Here is a 16,756-nt window from a genome sequence, read left to right as displayed (position 1 = left end):
TTTTAAGTATGGGTTATTTTACGTTAGCTTCCAAATAGCTAACAGCCTGACCAACCGTACCGATCTGCTCAGCCTGGTCATCCGGAATAGAAATGTTGAATTCTTTTTCGAATTCCATGATAAGCTCTACAGTATCTAAAGAATCGGCACCAAGGTCATTGGTAAAGCTCGCTTCTGGAGTAACTTCAGATTCTTCGACGCCTAACTTATCAACGATAATGGCTTTTACTTTTTGTGCAATTTCAGACATTTTGTGATCAGTTTAGTTTAAACACACCGCAAAGAAAATTATTTAATACCTTAATGTCAAAAAAAATGACAAACTAAATCAAGAACTTTCGCACAAAGTTAGAAGTTGGAATAAAATTTTTACCTTTGAGCTTTTAAATTCTTCCTGAATGAAGAAAAGCAAGCTTCTTTTTGAAACCACCTTCGATTTTGATCTTTTAGGCCTTGTAGCCCCTTTAAAGGACTATAAATTGGCTTGGCTGATCAATTCTACTTTGGGAATAAATTTAAAAAAAGCAGAAGATTATCATATGGAATTCTTAAATCAACCAGATTTAATTATTTCTCAATTTATGTTAAAAAAAGAACATGGATTCATCCAATTGTTGAAAAATAAGTCATATCCGGTGGGAGGGCACTCAAGATACTTGATACCTGAGCTCCAAAGTATGGATTACTTTTTACTCTGTCAGGACTTTACGGATGAAGTGGATTTAAATACGTATATTGACGGCCTTTCGGTAGTAAAAGGGATTCATAGTATTGTTAAAATTGATACTATTAAGTTAAAATCAAAAGAAAACCTGTTAACATATTAAATAAGTAGAAAATGAGAGTACCTATTTTTAATAAAACCAAAATATTAGCCACTATTGGTCCTGCCAGTAATAATAAGGAAACAATAACAGAGCTTGTAATGGCTGGGGCTGATGTTTTCAGGTTGAATTTCTCCCATGGCGACCATAGTATTCACGCAGAGGTGATCAAAACCATCCGTGAAATCAATGCAAGCATGAATAATAATTCAGGTATTTTGCAGGACCTTCAGGGTCCGAAAATTAGAGTAGGTGAGGTGGAAAATAATGGAGTACTAATTAATCCTGGTGATTCCATAACCATAACCAACGATCCTGTGATGGGTAATGCCAGCTTGGTAAGCACTGTTTATCAAAATTTACCAAATGACGTTGTCAAAGGAGATCGAATTCTAATTGATGATGGAAATTTGGAATTGGTAGTCCTTAATACGGATGGTAAAAATGTTGATTGTACAGTAGTACATGGCGGCATACTTAAATCTAGAAAAGGTATCAACCTTCCAAATACTAAAATTAGCGCACCTTCTCTTACGGAGAAAGATCTTATTGATCTTGAATTCGGTCTTGAAAATGAAGTAGATTGGATAGCCCTATCCTTTGTACGTAGCGCTGACGATATTCTTGATCTAAGAGAAAGAATTCAAAAAGCTGGTAAAGCTTGTAAGATTGTTGCCAAAATAGAGAAACCTGAAGCTCTTGATAATATTGATGAAATCATCGAAGCTACTGATGCAATTATGGTGGCTAGAGGAGATCTTGGTGTAGAGGTTCCTATGGAGATTGTGCCTCTTTGGCAAAAACGAATGGTGGAAAAATGTAAAATCGCCTGCAAACCCGTGATCATTGCTACCCAAATGATGGAAAGCATGATTGTTAACCCTAGACCTACAAGAGCTGAAACCAATGATGTAGCTACAGCCGTTCTGGATGGTGCAGATGCTGTTATGCTTTCCGCTGAAACTGCATCAGGTAAATTCCCTATTGCGGCCGTTAAAGCTATGAGCAGTATCATTGACCATATAGAAGTCAATGCAGACATCTATCACAACCTTTATAAGATCCCTGAAGATACAGAGAGCTACATGAGCAATAACTTATTGCTTATGGCAAGTAGGCTTTCTAGAAATGTGAAAGCCAAAGCAATTGTTGGTATTACCAGTTCCGGATTTACAGCATTCAGAATTTCTTCACACCGCCCTTCGGCAGATATTTTTGTTTTCACAAGAAATAAAAACCTACTTACTCAGTTAAGTCTAGTCTGGGGGGTAAGGGCTTATTATTATGATAGCCAAGTGTCCACAGATGGTACTTTCCAAGATATTCAGGATAGGCTAAAAGCGGAGAAACATGTGGCTGTAGGGGATATTGTAATCAATACAGCTAGCATGCCTCTAAAAGCTAAAGGAAGAACAAATATGTTGAAAATTCACGTAGTGGATTAATTGATGCCTTCTGAGATCGAATTGTTTGTAAATGATTCGGTTGTAGAAAAAACTTATAAATGGCAACTCGATAAATTGGGTTGCCATTTTTTTTATCCCAAGGGCTAATATATTTCTAATAATCGTATTTACTTTTTTCAGGATGAAACCTCGGTCTTAAGATATCAAAGTGACAAGCAAGCCCTTTCTGAGCTGTGTATTTGCTTATATTTCTTCGGGCCCCTCAGGTTTTATTAAAATTACCTTCTCCCTGTCCACCATCACAGCCCCAGGTGGAGAACCTTTCACCTTTCGGACGTATTTGCATGGGGTGTACATGACGGCTGCAAGGGACGATGTTTTGTTTTTTGAATAATGGGCGGCTAGTGCAGCAGCTCGTTCAAGAACGCTCTTGGTTGGCGTCATGCCTGATTGGGTCTTGATGATAACATGTGATCCAGCTACATCCTTTGCATGAAGCCATAGATCGTCTTTCCAAGTGTACCTTCTTAGTAACTCATCATTTGCTTTAGCAGATTTTCCAACCCAAATCTCAAACCCTTCTGTTTCAAATCGCTTGTAAGGTAATTGTAGCTGGGCTTGGTTTTTGGATGATCTGTTTTCAGATTTGATGAGTGATTTAATTGATTTGAAGTCTTCAGATTGGTTCAAAACTTCCTCTTCCTTGGCAATCTCCTTTAGATCTTTTTCTTTTTGGGCCAGGTTTTTACGTAATTGCTCGAATTCAATTTTCTTGTTTTTGCTTTTTTTGTAAAGTTGCTCCGCAAACTTTTGGGGACTTTGGCCTCTTTTTAAAGTAATTTCTCGTGTTTCATTGGTGTAAAAATCAAATAGGCTCACTTTTTCTGCCCCGTTGGGGATCTGGTGAAGGTTGGCCATGATGATGTCTGCCGTTTGGCTAGGAGGAGAGTCATTCTCCATTTCTTCCAGTTTTTGACTGGTCTTATTGATGTAATTTACTGTTTTTTTGCGTCTATCGAGAAGGTTTCGAAGCAATTGGTTTTTGACATTCTCAAAGTTTTTTCTGACTACTGCTTTCTGGAAGTAAATATTGCAGGCCTCTAAAGGGTCAGTGGTGCTGGCAATAGAAGAGGAACAAGGTAAAAGGGTGAGGAAATAATTGTCGTTTTTATGGAGAATTGAGAAAAATGGACTGTCAAGCAGGTCCATAATTTCCACCATCAGCTTGTACCGGGTGTTTATGTCCGCTTCCAGATAGCCGGCTTCCTTGAGCCAAGCTCTGGGTAATTTGCCCAGTGTAGGGAGAAATTGTGAGGCATTTCCTTTTAGTTCTTTGAATCTTGCCTCAGTTAATTCTAAGGATTTTTCAAGCTCTTGAATTTTAAGACCCATGTCCTCTTTAAGTTCTTTTCTAAAGATGGCATAGGGAGTAGCCTCCTTGTCTTTGTATAAGACAATATTAGACCTACTGCCATGCATTTTAAATAGTAGGGCATGGGTGTCCTTAAGGCAGATGTAGAAAGCCCTTTCAAAATTCAGTAGCTGAATATCCGTGACTTTTTCTCCAATTATTTCAGGGAAGAGATCAACATTGTTTTTTTTACTTCTTTTAAAGTCTTTAGGGAAACTTATACTTGTATTAGCAGGTAAAAGTAAAGCCCGAATAAAGAAAGGATTGCCATCGGTTTTCTTTAGTTCAATGATAAGCTCCTCTTTGTTTTGGGAAAAGCAGGAAGTAATAGTGCCACCTAGAATTTCAGCTTTTAAAGCGGGGCATAAAAATTTAAAGAAGTGATAATTAAGGTGCATGTTAAAGTTGGATTTTTAAGCCATCATAGGCTATCTCAACATTGCGAGGCAGCTGTTCGGTCACTTCCTGATGTGTGCCCATTGTATGGCTTATATGGGTCAGGTATGCTTTTTCAGGAGCGATTATGGAGATGAGTTCTAGTGCTTCAGAAAGGGTGAAATGGGAAATATGTGGCTTTATTTGCAAGGCATTAATTACCAATACCTTACTGCCTTTTATTTTTTCTATCTCTTCAGGTGAAATGTAATTTGCATCTGTGATATAAGTGAAATTCCCGAACCTGTATCCAAAAACAGGTAGCTTATGGTGCATGACCTGGATAGGATTGATTTTATTGCCCTGAATTTCAAATGGAGTGTTGGATATTTCATTCAATAATACCCTTGGAACTCCTGGGTACTTGGTCTTGGCAAAGATATAGGAAAACTCACTTTTAATTTGCTCTAAAACCTGAACAGTGCCATATAGCGGTATGTCCATTTGTTGCTTGAAATTAAATGGACGTATGTCATCAAGTCCTGCAGTATGGTCTTTGTGTTCGTGGGTAAAAAGAACCGCGTCAAGGTGGGTTACAGCCTCTCTAAGCATTTGTGTGCGAAAGTCCGGGCCAGTGTCGATAACAATGCTAAGTCCGTTAATTTCCAGGTGTAATGAGGTTCTAAGGCGTTTGTTTCTAAAATCCAAAGAGGTGCATACATTGCAGTTACAGCCTATCACCGGAACACCCTGAGATGTTCCAGTTCCTAAAAATTTGATTTTCAAAGCTTCAATTCTGTTTGTTTAAGTTCAATAAGAAAATCTTGTTGCTTTTGATCTTCGAAGGATTGAGGGTTAAAATCAAGCTCTTTTAGAATGTCCAACAAGGCATTGATTTTACCTTCAAGGGTGAAATATTTATTTATAATTACAATTTTTGTTTCCTTTAAAATACAAAAACCAGATTTAAAATTGCCTTTCTCATAACGTAGGTGATACGCTGATGAGGCAAAGATATTTTCTAATTTATCCAAAAAGTTTTTGGTGTATTTGACGGTCATTTTACTTGTAAATATGTTTTTTAACGGTAACCAATAGCAAATCGTAATCCAGGGGTTTTTGAACATAATCGTCCAATCCCGCTTTTTTGAAATCATCCAAAGTGAAATTTTTGTAATTCCCAGTGATGGCGATGATTGGAATTTTAGATTTTACTGGGTCTGGGAGTTTTCTAATGGCTTTTGTACAAGCCACACCGTCCATTACCGGCATATTGATGTCCATTAGGATCAAATCAAAATCTTCTTTTTCAAGTTTATCTAAAACTTGTTGGCCATTCTTAACAGCAGTTATTGAAAAATTCTCAAAGGATAGAACATTCTTTGTTAGATTGATAATAACTGAGCTGTCTTCGGCTACCAATACTCTTTTTGCATCACTCATATTTTATAAAAATTTTATCGTTTTCAAGTAATTGTTTGAATTTGCTCAGGCTGGACTTTAATTGATCGATGTCATCAGCTATTCCATCCGTGGATGAATTTTTGATTTTTTGTTCAAATAAAGAAGTAACCTTAAACATTACATTAATACCAAGTGTTCCTGAATTACCTTTCAATATGTGAAGTTTTTCTCCAATTTCTTCAAATTTATTAAATTCCGCTAATATTTTTATTTCTTGAGTAAGGTTTTCAGCCTCCTCTAAAAAATCACCATATACGGATTTAATGTTTTCCAAGCTGTGGTATTTCAATAGTTGTTGGATTACTGATTCATTAATGTCTCCATTAATGGATTGTTCCTTTTCAGGGATGTTTTTTCTGTTTGGGCTTTGATTAAGGTGAAAATGGATGGCCTCCAACAGATCCTTGGGTTTTACAGGCTTGGCAATAAAATCATCAAAGCCGGTCGATAAAAAATATTCTCGATCTCCTTGATTGGAGTAAGCAGAAATAGCAATGACTGGAATGTCAGTTATTTCTTCTTCTTTGATTATTTTTAAACAACTTATACCGTCTAGTTTCGGCATTTGAATATCCATCAATATGATGTCATATTTGTTGTTTTTTAATAATTCTATAGCTTCTAGCCCGTCTGATGCAGATTCAAAAAAATAATTGTGTCCGATTACATTTTCAAATACCCTTCTATTCAGCGCATTGTCGTCTACTATCAAGACTTTTTTGTTTTTCATGTTCGAATTTTCTTAAATTCGGAGCTTTAAAATAGCTAAATTGAATCTTGACTCCATTAAATAAAATAATCCTGGTGATTGCAGGTCCAACCGCTGTTGGAAAAACTGATTTGTGCATAAATTTAGCCAAAAAATTTAATACTGTCATAATATCCTCCGATAGTAGACAATTTTTCCGAGAAATTAATATAGGGACAGCCAAGCCTACTGCGGGTGAATTGGCCAAGGTGTCTCACTATTTCATTGGCAATAAATCTATTCACGATGCCTATGATGTCAAAATGTATGAATCAGAAGCGTTGAATTGTATAAACGATTTGTTTAGAGAAAAAGATTTGTTGATTTTGACGGGAGGCTCTGGCTTATATACCGATGCGGTAGTTGAAGGCCTGGATCATATTCCTGAAGTAGGTCAGGAGATACGTGAAAAATTGAATGCCCTTTATGCAAAAGAAGGGATTCGGCCCCTTCAAGAATTATTATCAAAATTAGATCCTGATTATTTCAATATTGTGGATAAGCAAAACCCACAACGTTTGATTAGGGCTTTAGAGGTGTGTCAAGGTACTGGATTACCTTTTAGTAGCTTTAGGGTTAAAAAGAAGGTTTCCCGCCCATTCAAGACAATCAAAATAGCCTTGATTCGTGATAGAGAGGAATTGTACCAAAGAATTGATCAAAGGATGGATAGTATGATTCGCAATGGTCTTTTTGAAGAAGCAAAGGAAATGTACCCCTATAAAGATTTAAATGCACTTAATACCGTCGGTTATAAAGAGATTTTTGCCTATCTGGATGGTGAATATGACAAGGAAGAAGCGATAAGGCTTTTGAAAAGAAACTCTCGACGCTATGCCAAAAGACAGGTTACCTGGCTGAAAAGAGACAAGGCATACCATTGGTTTCATCCGGATGAAATCAATAGTATGCTCTCCCTTATAAAAGATCAAATGGAATGATGTCCCATTAGTGTGGCTACAAAACTATAAGGTTTTGTTTTGATTAGTTTGTTGTAATTGTGCCTAAGCATTCGGATTTCTCCTAATTTTTTCTGGGCTGTGACTGCTTCGCTATGTGTTTTTTCATTGCTTTTTAGAGCATGATAAAGTGCTTCTGCTTCCTTAATACTTTTTACATCTGAAATGTGCTCATTCCCATTGCTTGAATTAAAAAGGCTTTTAATCGTTGAGCTGAACTGAGTTAATTCAGTCTCAAATAGCTGTTTTTTTTGCTTTAAATTATGATTGACAACCATCATAAATAAAAAAACAAATCCGCCTAGGGTAATGAAAATTGGAATAAAGCCCATGTTTAAATGCTTAAGATCTCTTGAAGCCTAAGGTAATCTTTATTCAATGGTTTACTTTTGTTGATGCAATCATCAAAAGGAGTGTATACAACCTGGTCATTTATGATACCCGCCATACAGTTGAATTTACCATTAATCAAGCCTTCTACCGCGGCTAATCCGCTTCTGCTGCCCAAGAGCCTGTCTTTGGCTGTAGGGCTTCCCCCGCGCTGTATATGGCCTAATGTGGTTACTTTGAATTTTTTCTCATCACCAATGAATTCGGCTTTTACCTTTTCCATGATGGTAGCTGCGTCACCTTCTTCATCACCTTCAGCTACAACCACAATACTGGAAGTTTTTGTTTTCCTTAAATTTTTAAGGTAATCTGAGACTTCACTGGCTGTAGTGATGGTTTCAGGTACCATTACCATTTCTGCACCACCTCCTATGGCACATTCAATAGCAATGTATCCACTGTCTCTACCCATTACTTCTACAAAAAACACACGGTCGTGAGCTGCGGCAGTATCTCTGATCTTATCAATAGCCTCCAAAGCGGTATTGACAGCCGTGTCAAAACCTATGGTATAATCTGTTCCATAAATGTCATTGTCGATGGTTCCTGGGCAACCTACAATAGGAATTCCGAATTCCTCGTAAAAAACTTTTGCCCCAGTGAAAGTACCATCTCCACCAATTGCAACCAATCCTTCTATTCCGTGCTTACTTAGTTGGTCAAAGGCCTTTTGTCTCCCTTCTTTGGTGCGAAACTCATTGCTTCGGGCAGATTTAAGTATAGTACCTCCTCTTTGAAGAATATTACTTACAGAGTGAGACTGCATTTTTTTAATGTTTCCATTAATAATGCCATCATAACCGTATTTGATACTATAAACATCCAGGTCATGATAAATCCCTGTCCTTACTACTGCTCTAACGCATGCATTCATTCCTGGTGAATCCCCACCAGAGGTATATACTGCAATTTTTTTCATAATTGTATCTCATTTAAAACGTCACTTGGTATTTGGGGATTAATTGACTGCCTGCCAAATATCGAGTTAATCTGAAATGTAAAATTAACTAATTAACAGTATCTGCTTAATGTTTGAGTAAAAAAAAAAGGATGGAAAATTTTTCCATCCTTTTTTCTATTATGAATTCTGCGCTTTGGCAGCTCTATTTCTTTCATTTTCTTCCAGATAGATTTTTCTCATCCGTATACTTTTTGGAGTAATTTCGAGATATTCATCTTTTTGGATGTATTCCATAGATTCTTCTAATGAGAATTTTTTGGCTGGAGCAATTTTTGCATTGTTATCCGATCCTGATGCCCGCATATTGGTAAGTTGCTTACCTTTCTGCACGTTTACCACGATATCGTTGTCTCTTGAGTGCTCGCCAATAACCATACCAGTGTAAAGGTCATCTCCTGGATCCACAAAAAAGTTTCCTCTATCTTGTAATTTATCAATGGCATAAGCCGTACACTGACCTGAGTCCATAGAGATCAATGAACCATTGATTCTTCCTGGGATAGGGCCTTTAAATGGCTCGTAGGAAGCAAAACGGTGATTCATGATCGCTTCACCTTGGGTAGCAGTCAATACATTGTTTCTCAATCCAATTAATCCTCTGGATGGAATGCTAAACTCTAGGTGTTGTAAATCTCCTTTCGGTTCCATTACCAAAAGCTCTCCTTTTCTCTGAGTAGCTAGTTCGATTACTTTTCCTGCAGAAGTTTCAGGTACATCTACTACCAAGGTCTCAATAGGCTCATGCTTAACGCCGTCTATTGTTTTATAGATAACCTGAGGCTGACCTACTTGTAATTCGTAACCTTCTCTTCGCATTGTTTCGATAAGTACTGACAAATGGAGAATACCTCTACCATATACCAAGAATTTATCTTCACTATCCGTAGGGTCTACTCTTAGTGCAAGGTTTTTCTCTGTTTCTTTCATCAACCTCTCTCTCAAATGGCGAGAAGTAACAAACTTGCCTTCTCTTCCAAAGAAAGGTGAGTTGTTGATCGTGAAAAGCATGTTCATAGTAGGCTCATCAATTGAGATCCTTTCTAATGCTTCTGGATTTTCAAGATCTGCAATTGTATCTCCAATGTCAAAACCTTCCACACCTGTGATGGCACAAATGTCTCCAGCTTGAACTTCGGTTACTTTATTTTTACCTAATCCTTCAAATACGTGAAGTTCTTTTACTTTAACTCTCTTTATAACGCCGTCTTCTTTGCAGAGTGCGTATTGTTGTCCTTCTTTGATGTTTCCTCTTTTTATCCTTCCAATGGCGATACGGCCAACGAAATTTGAATAATCTAAAGAAGTGATTTGCATCTGAGTAGTACCTTCATCAATTTTAGGCTCTGGAATGTATTTAACTACCGCATCCAAAAGTGGGAAAATGGTGTCGTTAGGATTTTTCCAGTCTTCACCCATCCAGTTGTTTTTGGCTGAACCGTACAAGGTGTGAAATTCCAACTGCTCTTCAGTTGCATCCAAGTTGAACATTAGATCAAAAACTGCTTCATGAACTTCATCAGGACGACAGTTCTCTTTATCCACTTTGTTGATCACTACTATAGGTGTAAGACCAAGCTCAAGTGCTTTGCCCAATACAAATCGTGTTTGGGGCATAGGTCCTTCAAAAGCGTCAACCAAAAGAATAACACCATCTGCCATTTTCAAAACCCTTTCAACTTCTCCGCCGAAATCAGCGTGACCAGGGGTGTCAATAATGTTTATCTTGGTATCTTTGTACCTTACTGAAACATTTTTTGAAAGAATGGTAATGCCTCTTTCCCTCTCTAGATCATTACTGTCTAGTATTAGGTCATCAAATTGCTGATTTTCCCTAAAAAGTTTTGAGGCGTGTATTATCTTATCTACCAAGGTTGTTTTTCCGTGGTCAACGTGTGCAATAATTGCAATATTTCGAATACTTTGCATGTGTAATATTATTAAGACGCAAAAGTAAGAATTAAATTTCGGAAAAGTATTTAAATCTCTTATTGATAATTATAAAATAATATATTTTATCAATTAAGATAGCCTTTGTTCCAAATGTTATTTTACTTTAAAGGGTTTGCTTTTTAACACTACATTAGATCCTGGGTAGGTAATATCCATGCTGTTTTCTGCCGTAATCAAAATCATTGTAGGCTTGTACATGGTCTCTGCTTCAAAGGATGCTTTGCCTTTATTACTGAAAACACCTCGGTTGTTTGAGATCTCTCCAAGTTTAGTAATTCCCTGTCCTGAAGCCTCTATCCATACCATATAGTGTTTTTTGGGAGGAGACAGTCGTTCTGGCAGTGCCAAATTATTGATGTTTATTTTTACTTCATAAGCCCCCTCATTGTTTTTGCTGATGCTAGCAGTTGGTTCTGCTGCCGGTACAATATTAGAAACAGGGAAAGTAACTTTAGTAGAACAAGCTGAAAAAGCCAAGGCCACTGCAAATACAGTGAAATAGGCAAAACAGCTTTTTTTAGTAAGTAGGTATTTTTTCATCGTTTTTTTGTTTTAGGCTTGTGTTTTATTTTAATAAATTGCTGCTTCTAACTTAAAAGCAGCTCGAAATGTTCCTTTATTGGTAGAGAATAAATGTCTTATTTCCAAAAGAGATGGTTGCAAAATTAGTTGATTATGTACTATAGTTTATGGTAAAAGTATGGGTAGGCGTCTGTTTATGCGTTAACTTTAACCCGGATTATGTAATAGAATGTCTATTGCATATTTCGGGTTTAAACCCTTAGGGGAAGGTCTAAATTCCTTCTTTTATTTTAGTGGAGTTTGTCCTTCTTGCTCGGACATAAATACCCAAGTCACTTTTCCAATATTGTTTGGCATTTGATCACCAACAGCTGAAATGGAGCCTTTCCATTTCCCGTTGGATTCTTTTATTACATTTATATCTCTCCAAGAATAGTGCCCACTTTCATAATCATAGGATATTCCATCATCGTCATACAATGTGAAATGGCCTGGTGATTCACCATAGTGGAGTATTTTTAAATCATAACTTTGGTTTGTACCGGGAGCATGGAGCATGGGGTCCATTAATGGGACTATCCCACCATCTTTGACAAAAACTGGAATTTGGTCTAAACGAGCGTTAACTGTAATGACCTCACCATTGCCAACGTATTTTCCTGTGTAAAAGTCATACCATTTTCCTTTTGGTAATACCACCTTCCGTTCACTTTCACCTGCAAAGACAGGTGCTACCAATAAATTAGGGCCAGCCATGTATTGATCCTTTAATTCTTTTTTGATGGCCTCGTTGTAAGGATTCTCTTCAAGGTTTGCTAGTTCATTGCTTTCCTTTTCCTCTTTTACATTAAATCCCTTCTCAAGTTGCATGGCCCTAAAGGGAGGGATTCCTTCAAAATGATACAGGGCAAAGCTACTGTACCAATAAGGCATCATTTTCATTCTTAATAGTGCCATTTCTTTAATTTCTTCTTCTACTTCAGGGTAGGACCATGGCTTTGTACCGCTTGCCCATGCATTGATCATGGCCATGGGAGAAAAAACAACCGTTTGAAATCGGCGCAACCATTCTTCAGCATTAGAAGAAGCCCGTGCTTCAGGAGTCCATAAAAGGCCTGAAAAGCCACTATTAACCAATGCGGTAATAAAATCTCTATGATCGTAGTAATCATTGTAAATAACATAGGGAAAGGAAACACCACCTCCGTTTGAAGCCCTTACCAAGCCATAGGTGCGACGGTTTTCTTCTCGAAAAAGTTGACTGGATTGGCGCTGAACAAGAAGCCCGTAGGTTTGTCGGAGTTGTTCGGCGGCTAGTCCAGAAGGGAATTCGGCCACATCTGGCCAAAGCCACCTGTCGTAGCCATCCACCTCATCAATCTTGTATCCACCTATTCCAGGTTCAATATGTGATTTTTTAAAGGTTTTCCAGTAAATTTTTTGAGCTGCAGGAATACTTAAGTCAGGAACGGCTCCTGCCCATACTGTATGGCTTCCATAATAGGGCTTAAGCTCATTATAAAAACTGGCTTCTGGAGAAACATAAGGGTTGATCCATAAATTTAAACTGATGTGTTTTTCTTTCAGGCTTTGAATAAGTTTTTCCGGATTGGGGAAACGTTCCTTATCCCAGGCAAATGTGTTGGGATAAGATTTGCTTTGCCAACCGGGTTCCAAGCCTATGAAATCCAAAGGAAACCCCTTTTTTTCAAATTCATTGACCTCGGCCAATACTTGATCTTGATTAAATAGCCTGTGCACTCTTTGTGTAAAGCCCAATCCCCATCTGGGTGGGATAGGGCCACCGCCGTTAAATAAATTAAAACGCTGTACAACTTCCAGCATAGATGGCCCAGCAAAAACATAGAATTCTACACCCTTAGCAGGAACGAGAATCTCAACTGCATCAGAATAGGGACTGGCTGTCCATTCTGGATCGGTGTTTCTGTCCAAGGCTTTCGCTGGGTTTTTACTGTCCAATCTGGATCCTGTGCCTGCATAAACATCCAAATACCTGGAGGAATTGATAAAAACACCATAACCTTTACTGCTTACATAGAAAGGTACAGGTGCATGCGTCCTGCCATTGTCTTGGTTTCCATAATGATCCATGTGAAGCCGCATGATTCTGCCACGTTGATGAACAGTTTTGAAATTTAAGCCGAAGCCAAAAATCTCTTCATTCTCATCAAGTGGTAATTGTAAATAAGTTTTCCCATCCAATGACTTGGCATTAACCTCTTCCTTATTTAATGGGAAAATGACCTGCCCTAATCGGGATAAAGCAGGTAAATTAGGCTTTGACCCCGAAGCAGAAAGCAGATCATATTTTTCTGATTCCCCCACAGTGCCTCTCCATACACCTGGAGCTATGCTTTCCCAGTCAATTTGTTGGGCGCTGACAGGGTGAAAAAAGTAAGTGAAAAAACAAATTATTATTAAATACTTCATGGCTTTAAAATTAATGTCAATCAGATAGAAATATTAATAAAATAAGTTAGATAAAAAAGAGACTATGCCTTTAGAAGGCATAAAATAATGGTACAAATTGGTCTTTCTGACGTATATTAGAAATCTTAATTTCAATATTTGAAGCAAATGACCCTTAATAAACTAAATAACTGGCTTTTACCCGTATTATTAATCATGAGTACCTCAACACTCTTTTCTCAGGAAATATGGAAGGTTAAGCAATTGACCAATCAAGCCAAGAACCATGCGATGGACAATAACCAGAATTTTTCTCCGGATGATGCCTGGATAGTTTATGATACCAGACCTAATGAAGGGGGGATTGGAGAAAATGCCATTATTGAAAAGATAAATGTTGCATCAGGTAACACCAAAGTCGTTTATAAAACCAAGAATGCCAATGATTATGGCCCAGGTGTAGGGGCGGTGAGTTATCATCCAACAGAAAATGAGCTTGTTTTTATTCATGGTTTGCCTCCAGCAAGTAAAGATAAGCCCTATGCCATGCATAGACGTGTTGGGAGAATCGTCAATGAATCAAATAATAGCTCCTACTGGATGGATAGCCGGGATATAATAGCGCCCTATACTGCTGGTGCTTTGCGTGGAGGTACCCATAGGCATCAATGGAGTGGGGATGGTGACTGGTTAGGTTACACCTACAATGATGCCATTATGGTAGAATTGGAAGAGAAAACAGGAGAGACCTATAATTTAAGGACTGTAGGGGTGTCCAAAAGAAATAAAAAAAGCCCAGAGATTACATCTGGTCAAGGTGAAAATTTTCAGGGAGAATGGTATTCCGTGCTGGTAGTAAAAGTAGTGGCTAACCCCAAGCCTGGAAGTGATGAAATCAGCAAGGCTTATAGTGATTGGTGGGTAGGTAATAATGGCTATCAGAAACCAGATGGAAGTTGGCAAAGGGCTAGGGCATTTCTTGGTGACCTTGTGACCAAAGATGGAAAGAAACTTACAGAGGTCTTTATAGTGGATGTGCCAGAGGATTTAGACGTAGAAGGCCCGGAAGGTCCTTTAGCGGGAACTTCCACGGCCATGCCCATGCCTCCAGCCGGTGCCATAACAAGAAGAGTTACATTCACTGAAGATGAAAAATATCCGGGAGTTACTACGGAATTCAGACACTGGGTAAGCTCTTCAATGGATGGAGCGCTTTTAAGCTATCTGGCCAAAGATGAGAATGGGATTGACCAGGTGTTTTTAATATCCGTTAATGGTGGGCAACCCAAGCAGGTTTCCTTTCATTCAACTCCTGTTCAGAGTACTGTAAGGTGGAATCCTAAAACCAGAGAGTTTGCCTATGTTTGCGATAATCAGGTTTATGTCAATACCGTAGACAAGAAGGGAAATGCTGGAGAAGCTTTTGCTATTAGCCCCAAGTTTGAAACTAAACCGTATGCGATAAACTATTCAAATACAGGTAAAAAAATAGCCTTCAACAAAGATGTTGAAGGCTATGCGCAAATATTTGTGGCTGAAAGACCATAAATTAGTTTTTCAGTTCATACCATTCTATGTCCATCAGAGGTGCTCTTCTTCCCATATTGCTTTGGGTGGAGCTCTCTGGGGCATAGTTTTTAGACAGGTAATCAAGGATGACCTCTTCTTGTGTTCCCAAATCCCAAAGGTTTTGGGAACTTTGCATCCACCTGATCATTTTTTTCCATCCCTCCCTGTTGGCATGATTCTGTGTAACCAGTTTTGCAGAGTGGCATGCCGTGCAATTGGCTATTACAAGATTTAACCCTTCATCTGCAATCAAACCAGTGGGTAGGTGTATGCCATTTTCTATCTCTGAGTCCAAAGGATTCGCCTCAATTGGCGCATCAGCTTTAACAAACTCCCCATCTGCTAGAGAAGGATCTTTGGCGGACCAAAGGTATGCTCCAATAGCAATTAGGACAATTAGAATTGTTGCAGCGATGGCTTTAAATTTTCCAGTTAATTGTCCCATATTATGATACTTTTATAGCAATTCTATGACAAGCATTGTTAAGGTATCCTTTAGGGTTCCAACCTGGTGTAACCATCGGTTGGCTAAGTCCTGTGTTGTCCGTAGCTTTTGCCCAAACTTCATAGTAACCTTCCTGAGGGAAATTTATTTTGGCTTTAAAATGTTGCCAAGAATAACGGTTTGCTGCTTTTTCAAGGTTGCAAGCATGCCAGGTGGCTCCAAAGTCAATGCTGTACTCCACCTTAGTGATATGCTCAGCACCTGTCCATGCATGACCTCTGATTTCCAGAGCCTGATTTGGTTTTATTATTGCCCCTGATTTAGGGTAGGAAACCAGAGATTTTACAGGCATGCTTTCAATGATTTTCATGTCCTCGTTTTTCACCTCAGCACCAGGTTCTACTGGTAATTTGGGGATTGAATAGGAGGGAGCTGCCATTTTCTCACCATCATGAACTTTGTCTCTTATGGATAAGCCTTCCAGCCATTTTCCTGAAACAGAAGCAGGGAACCCAGATGCAATTAATCGCAGAGGATGTCCATGGGCTATAGGTATATCCTCTCCATTCATAGCAAATGCTATAATGGTGTAATCGTCCATGGCTTTGCTAATGGGAATTCCTCTTGATATAGGCTGCTTGTTTGGGTCACGACTGATGTGTTTGTCAGCACCATGGTAGCCCACATAAACGGCATTGTCATTTATGCCCGCGTCTTTCAATAAGTCTTTCAGCCTAATACCTGTCCACTTGGCACAAGATACAGCTCCCAATGACCATTGATTTCCCTTGGCGGGTGGATAATACTCTTTTCTGCCATTTCCCCCACATTCGAGGACGAGTTGATAGGTGTGGACAGGGAATTTTGTCTTAAGTTCTTGAAGGGTGTAAGTTTTTTCTTTTGTTATGGCCTCTCCTTTTATGGTCAAGGTCCATTTTTCTGGGTCTATTTTTTCGGGAATCAAGCCATTGTTCCTGATGAACATTTTATCGGCAGGGGTGACTGCATCATCCAATAAGTGGGCTCTGGATTCCACATTCCAGGGCTTGTTATTTAATACAATCATGTCCTTATGCTTCCCAAAAAGTTTGCCAGGATCATTGTCCTGTTCAAGTGCCACAGGGGTGTAGTTTTCAGGAAGTGCATAGACGATTTTGGTGCCCAATAGCGCAGCCATTGAACCCAAGGCTGTCTTTTTTATGAAGTTTCTCCTATTGGGATTATCTGTTGTTGCCATAGGTTTTCTGGTTTCAATTGAAAGCGTAAATTAAACCAATTTAACCGAAAATAGGCAAAGGCAAT

Annotated in this window: 17 protein-coding genes; 4 read left to right on the top strand and 13 right to left on the bottom strand. The window is 38.5% G+C overall.

Annotated features, from left to right (window positions below):
- Positions 1-13: 13 nt before the first annotated feature.
- A complete protein-coding gene (locus tag CA2015_RS02360) occupies positions 14-250 on the bottom strand; it encodes an acyl carrier protein (RefSeq protein ID WP_010855324.1) in 237 nt (78 codons plus the stop codon).
- 148 nt (positions 251-398) lie between these two features.
- Between CA2015_RS02360 and CA2015_RS02355 the strand changes: the two genes are divergently transcribed.
- Positions 399-827, top strand: a complete 429-nt coding sequence (locus tag CA2015_RS02355) for an IPExxxVDY family protein (protein WP_048640437.1) — start codon at positions 399-401, stop codon at positions 825-827.
- 11 nt (positions 828-838) lie between these two features.
- Positions 839-2,269 carry a pyruvate kinase gene (gene pyk, locus CA2015_RS02350; protein ID WP_048640436.1) on the top strand — a complete coding sequence of 477 codons (1,431 nt, stop codon included), beginning with the start codon at positions 839-841 and terminating at the stop codon, positions 2,267-2,269.
- A 204-nt stretch (positions 2,270-2,473) separates the two neighbouring features.
- Here the strand turns inward: pyk and CA2015_RS02345 are convergent, their stop codons facing one another.
- Genes CA2015_RS02345 through CA2015_RS02325 form a run of 5 tightly spaced genes read right to left on the bottom strand, consistent with a single transcriptional unit; the run spans position 2,474 to position 6,210 of the window.
- Positions 2,474-4,039, bottom strand: a complete 1,566-nt coding sequence (locus CA2015_RS02345) for an NFACT RNA binding domain-containing protein (protein WP_048640435.1) — start codon at positions 4,037-4,039, stop codon at positions 2,474-2,476.
- A 1-nt stretch (position 4,040) separates the two neighbouring features.
- Complete coding sequence (locus CA2015_RS02340) at positions 4,041-4,802, bottom strand: MBL fold metallo-hydrolase (protein WP_048640434.1); 762 nt, start codon at positions 4,800-4,802, stop codon at positions 4,041-4,043.
- Entirely contained in the window at positions 4,799-5,077 is a 279-nt protein-coding gene (locus CA2015_RS02335) for a hypothetical protein (protein WP_048640433.1), read from the bottom strand. The genes CA2015_RS02340 and CA2015_RS02335 overlap by 4 nt, the downstream gene beginning before the upstream one ends.
- Position 5,078: 1 nt before the next feature.
- Positions 5,079-5,459 carry a response regulator gene (locus CA2015_RS02330; RefSeq protein WP_048640432.1) on the bottom strand — a complete coding sequence of 127 codons (381 nt, stop codon included), beginning with the start codon at positions 5,457-5,459 and terminating at the stop codon, positions 5,079-5,081.
- The gene (locus CA2015_RS02325) at positions 5,452-6,210 is read right to left on the bottom strand and encodes an Hpt domain-containing response regulator (RefSeq protein WP_048640431.1); all 759 of its coding nucleotides are present in this window, start codon (positions 6,208-6,210) and stop codon (positions 5,452-5,454) included. Before CA2015_RS02325 ends, CA2015_RS02330 begins: the two co-directional genes overlap by 8 nt.
- Positions 6,211-6,257: 47 nt before the next feature.
- Here CA2015_RS02325 and miaA point away from each other — a divergent pair, with 47 nt between their 5' ends.
- On the top strand, positions 6,258-7,169 hold the full coding sequence (gene miaA / locus CA2015_RS02320) for a tRNA (adenosine(37)-N6)-dimethylallyltransferase MiaA (RefSeq protein ID WP_048640430.1): 912 nt from the start codon (positions 6,258-6,260) through the stop codon (positions 7,167-7,169).
- On the opposite strand, the gene CA2015_RS02315 is transcribed toward miaA, so the two are convergent.
- The 5 genes from CA2015_RS02315 to CA2015_RS02295 all read right to left on the bottom strand — a co-directional run bounded on the left by CA2015_RS02315 (position 7,157) and on the right by CA2015_RS02295 (position 13,461).
- Positions 7,157-7,519 carry a hypothetical protein gene (locus CA2015_RS02315; protein WP_048640429.1) on the bottom strand — a complete coding sequence of 121 codons (363 nt, stop codon included), beginning with the start codon at positions 7,517-7,519 and terminating at the stop codon, positions 7,157-7,159. The two genes, miaA and CA2015_RS02315, sit on opposite strands and share 13 nt — an antisense overlap.
- 2 nt (positions 7,520-7,521) lie before the next feature.
- Positions 7,522-8,496, bottom strand: coding sequence for a 6-phosphofructokinase (pfkA, locus tag CA2015_RS02310; protein ID WP_048640428.1), 975 nt, complete (start codon positions 8,494-8,496; stop codon positions 7,522-7,524).
- 159 nt (positions 8,497-8,655) lie between these two features.
- Complete coding sequence (typA, locus tag CA2015_RS02305; RefSeq protein WP_048640427.1) at positions 8,656-10,464, bottom strand: translational GTPase TypA; 1,809 nt, start codon at positions 10,462-10,464, stop codon at positions 8,656-8,658.
- Positions 10,465-10,581: 117 nt separating this feature from the next.
- Positions 10,582-11,028: a hypothetical protein gene (locus CA2015_RS02300; RefSeq protein ID WP_048640426.1), complete on the bottom strand. Its 447-nt coding sequence runs from the start codon at positions 11,026-11,028 to the stop codon at positions 10,582-10,584.
- A gap of 267 nt (positions 11,029-11,295) precedes the next feature.
- On the bottom strand, positions 11,296-13,461 hold the full coding sequence (locus tag CA2015_RS02295) for a glycoside hydrolase family 31 protein (RefSeq protein ID WP_048640425.1): 2,166 nt from the start codon (positions 13,459-13,461) through the stop codon (positions 11,296-11,298).
- A 195-nt stretch (positions 13,462-13,656) separates the two neighbouring features.
- Here CA2015_RS02295 and CA2015_RS02290 point away from each other — a divergent pair, with 195 nt between their 5' ends.
- Positions 13,657-14,988: a DUF3748 domain-containing protein gene (locus tag CA2015_RS02290; RefSeq protein WP_240477916.1), complete on the top strand. Its 1,332-nt coding sequence runs from the start codon at positions 13,657-13,659 to the stop codon at positions 14,986-14,988.
- A 1-nt stretch (position 14,989) separates the two neighbouring features.
- Here CA2015_RS02290 and CA2015_RS02285 read toward each other — a convergent pair whose 3' ends face one another.
- Positions 14,990-15,454: a hypothetical protein gene (locus tag CA2015_RS02285; RefSeq protein WP_048640424.1), complete on the bottom strand. Its 465-nt coding sequence runs from the start codon at positions 15,452-15,454 to the stop codon at positions 14,990-14,992.
- 1 nt (position 15,455) lies between these two features.
- Positions 15,456-16,691 carry a sulfite oxidase gene (locus CA2015_RS02280; RefSeq protein WP_048640423.1) on the bottom strand — a complete coding sequence of 412 codons (1,236 nt, stop codon included), beginning with the start codon at positions 16,689-16,691 and terminating at the stop codon, positions 15,456-15,458.
- Positions 16,692-16,756: the final 65 nt, after the last annotated feature.

This window comes from Cyclobacterium amurskyense (assembly GCF_001050135.1).
GTDB lineage: Bacteria > Bacteroidota > Bacteroidia > Cytophagales > Cyclobacteriaceae > Cyclobacterium > Cyclobacterium amurskyense.
This window is presented reverse-complemented; position numbering and strand designations above follow the sequence as displayed.